Origin of the sequence: Dietzia sp. CQ4, assembly GCF_014145125.1 — a bacterium.
Taxonomy (GTDB): Bacteria; Actinomycetota; Actinomycetes; order Mycobacteriales; family Mycobacteriaceae; genus Dietzia; species Dietzia natronolimnaea.
Genome location: NZ_JAALDZ010000334.1, coordinates 1 through 3,376, shown reverse-complemented (window position 1 = coordinate 3,376; position 3,376 = coordinate 1). Strand labels below are relative to the sequence as shown.

Sequence of the window (3,376 nt, the reverse complement as noted above, 5' to 3'; positions counted from 1 at the left end):
GGACCGCCCCGCCTCGTCGCGGGCGACCTCCTCGGGCGTCCGCCAGGCCGCCCCGGGGTCGACGGGCGGTGGCACCCTGCCGGGCGCCGTGGCGGAGCTCTCGGTAGCGGGTCGGCCCTTGCCGTGGTGCTTTCCCATGCCGTTGTCCCTCAATCCACGATGTGCGTGCGGTAGGTCAGTTCGACCCTACGTGCTTCGTCGCAGGGCGGGACCACGACGATGTGTGCGACCGCCGTCCACGGCTCGAGTCGCACGTAGTTGCTCGAACCCCAGTGGAACTCGCTGCCGGAGACCTCGTCGTGGACGCTGAACCGGGCGTCGTCGTCGTACCCGAGAGCGGCCATGTCCAGCCGGAGGGTGCCCTCCTGGACCCCGTGCGAGTCGAGTGAGACCACCGTGAGGACGCAGTCGCCGGTGGTGGGGTCGAGTTTGGAGTAGGCGAGGATCTGGTCGTTGTCCACGTCGTGGAACCGCAGGGTGCGCAGCTGCTGGAGGGCGGGGTGCTCCCGGCGGATCCGGTTGAGGGTCCGGAGCCACGGCGCGAGGGACTGGCCCGCCGCCTCGGCACCGGCGAAGTCCCGGGGCCGGAGCTCGTATTTCTCCGAGTCCAGGTACTCCTCGCTGCCGTCGGTGACGGGCTGCCACTCGAACAGCTCGAAGCCCGAGTACACGCCCCACGCCGGGGACAGCGTGGCCGCGAGCGTCGACCGGATCGCGAACATCGCGGGGCCCCCGCGCTGCAGCGACTCGTGGAGGATGTCCGGGGTGTTGGTGAACATGTTGGGCCGGGCCTCGTCGACGTGCGCCAGCAGCTGTTCGCAGAACTCCACCAGGTCGGACTTGGTGGTCTTCCAGGTGAAGTAGGTGTACGACTGCGAGAAGCCCCGCCTGGCCAGGCCGAACATGCGGGCGGGACGGGTGAAGGCCTCGGCGAGGAACAGCACGTCCGGTTCCGTGCGCTTGACCTCGGCGATCAGGCGGCTCCAGAAGTCGGCCGGCTTGGTGTGCGGGTTGTCCACCCGGAAGATCCGTACGCCCAGGGAGGTCCACAGCCGCACCACCCGGAGCACCTCGGCGTAGATCCCCTCGGGATCGAGGTCGAAGTTGACGGGGTAGATGTCCTGGTACTTCTTGGGCGGGTTCTCGGCGTAGGCGATGTGCCCGTCGGGCAGCACCGTGAACCACTCGGGGTGCGCCTGCGCCCACGGGTGGTCCGGCGCGCACTGCAACGCCAGGTCCAGCGCTATCTCGACACCCCTCGTGGCGGCGTACTCGACCAGCTCGCGGAAATCCTCGATGGTGCCGAGCTCCGGGTGCACCGCGTCGTGGCCGCCGTCCGCGGAACCGATCGCCCAGGGCGAACCGACGTCGCCCGGGTCCGGGGTGAGCGAATTGTTGCGGCCCTTCCGGTTGACCACCCCGATCGGGTGGATGGGCGGCAGGTACACCACGTCGAAGCCCATGTCCGCGGCGTGGTCGATGTGGGTGCGCGAGGTGGCGAAGGTGCCGTGGACGGGCCGGCCCCGCTCGTCCCACCCGCCCGTGGAGCGGGGGAAGAACTCGTACCACGAGCTGAACTGGGCCTCGCGCCGGTCGACCCAGACGCGGTGGGTCTGACCGGCCGTCACCAGCTCGCGGACCGGTCCGGCGGCCATCGCGGCCGCGACCTCGTCGGACAGCGCCAGCGAGGTCCGGGTCCGCGCGTCCCCGGTGCCGCGGAGCGCGGTGGCCGCATCCGTCAGCAGCGTGGCCCGGTCGGGGTCACCCGACGCGGTCGCCTGTGCGGCGCCGGCGTCCAGGACCCGGGCGCCCACCTCGAACTCGTTGCCCAGGACGTCGGCGCCCTGGCCTGCGTCCATCTTCTTGACGATGCCGCTGTTCCACGTGGCGAACGGATCCGACCAGGCCTCGACACGGAACGACCACATCCCGGGGGCGTCGGTGGTGAGCAGCGCGTGGACGGTGTCCGCCTCCACCCCGGGGGACATGGTCGCCCGGGAGGAGGCCCCACCGGGACGGCGGACCACCAGGCTCGCCGACAGCGCGTCGTGGCCCTCCCGCCACACGGTCGCCGAGATCGGCACCACCTCACCCACGACCGACTTGGCGGGGAACCTCCCGCAGGAGACCAGGGGGCGGACCTCGTCGATGGCCAGACGGTCGTTCACGTCGGTGCTCCTCTCGGCTGCGGGCTCCGGGGTGCGGACGCCTCTACGCACACGACGCTATCGAAGCGGGCGTCGATCGGGGAGGGGCGTCGCGCCGGTGTTCACGCGCACGAGCCGTGTTCCTCGCCACCCGGCCACCGGATAGGGGGTTAGATGGGGTCCGTGAGAACGCCTATCGAGACCGATCCCGACCTCGTCCTGGACCTGACCGACGTCTCGCTCCGGAGGGACGGGCGGACGCTGGTGGGCCCCGTCACCTGGCAGGTCGAGTTGGACGAGCGGTGGGTCGTCCTGGGCCCCAACGGTGCGGGCAAGACCTCGCTGCTCCGGATCGCCTCGGCGCTCGAGTACCCGAGCACCGGTTCGGCGGTGATCCTGGGGGAGCAACTGGGTCGCACCGAGGTCACCGAGCTCCGCAGCCGGGTGGGCCTGTCGTCCGCGGCGGTGGCCGGCCGGATCCCCGGCGACGAGGTGGTCAAGGACCTGGTGGTCTCCGCCGGGTACGCCGTGCTGGGCCGGTGGCGGGAGGCGTACGACCAGGCCGACTTCGACCGCGCGGCGGACACGCTGGAGATGATCGGCGGAGAGCACCTGGCCGACCGGACCTGGGGGACCCTCTCGGAGGGTGAGCGCAAGCGGGTGCTGATCGCCCGCGCGATGATGACCGACCCGGAGCTGCTCCTGCTCGACGAGCCGGGGGCGGGGCTGGACCTGGGGGGCCGGGAGGATCTGGTCGCCCGTCTGGCGGACATGGCCCTCGACCCCGACGCGCCCGCCACCGTCCTGGTGACCCACCACGTGGAGGAGATACCCCCGGGTTTCACCCACGCGATGCTCCTCGCGGAGGGAGGGGTCACGGCCACCGGCCTGATCGACGACGTGATCACCTCGGAGAACCTCAGCACCGCGTTCGCGCAGTCGATCGTCGTCGACGCGATCGACGGGCGGTTCTTCGCGCGCCGGGCGCGTCGGTCCGGCCGACACCGGCGGCCGTGAACCGCACAGTCGACCCCGTGGCGACCCCGCCCGGGCCCGTCCCCGTCCGTGAGGCCGCCACGGTGGCGTTGGTCCGCGACGCGCGCGTCGGCGGGGGGCTCGAGGTGTTCCTCCAGCACCGCGTGGCCACCATGCAGTTCGCCGCCGGGATGTCGGTCTTCCCCGGAGGCGGCGTCGAGCCGCGGGACTACGGCGGCACCCGGCCCTGGCGG

The 3,376-nt window shown here is 71.9% G+C and carries 2 protein-coding genes and 1 pseudogene; 2 read left to right on the top strand and 1 reads right to left on the bottom strand.

What is annotated here, in order from left to right:
• Positions 1 to 149: 149 nt before the first annotated feature.
• Entirely contained in the window at positions 150 to 2,168 is a 2,019-nt protein-coding gene (locus tag G6031_RS16180; protein WP_182653815.1) for a maltotransferase domain-containing protein, read from the bottom strand.
• Between the two features lie 153 nt (positions 2,169 to 2,321).
• Here G6031_RS16180 and G6031_RS16175 point away from each other — a divergent pair, with 153 nt between their 5' ends.
• Together G6031_RS16175 and G6031_RS16170 are read left to right on the top strand one after the other, a co-directional pair.
• Positions 2,322 to 3,164, top strand: coding sequence for an ABC transporter ATP-binding protein (locus G6031_RS16175; protein WP_182611180.1), 843 nt, complete (start codon positions 2,322 to 2,324; stop codon positions 3,162 to 3,164).
• Between the two features lie 17 nt (positions 3,165 to 3,181).
• A pseudogene (locus G6031_RS16170) lies at positions 3,182 to 3,376 on the top strand (NUDIX hydrolase); the annotation flags it as partial.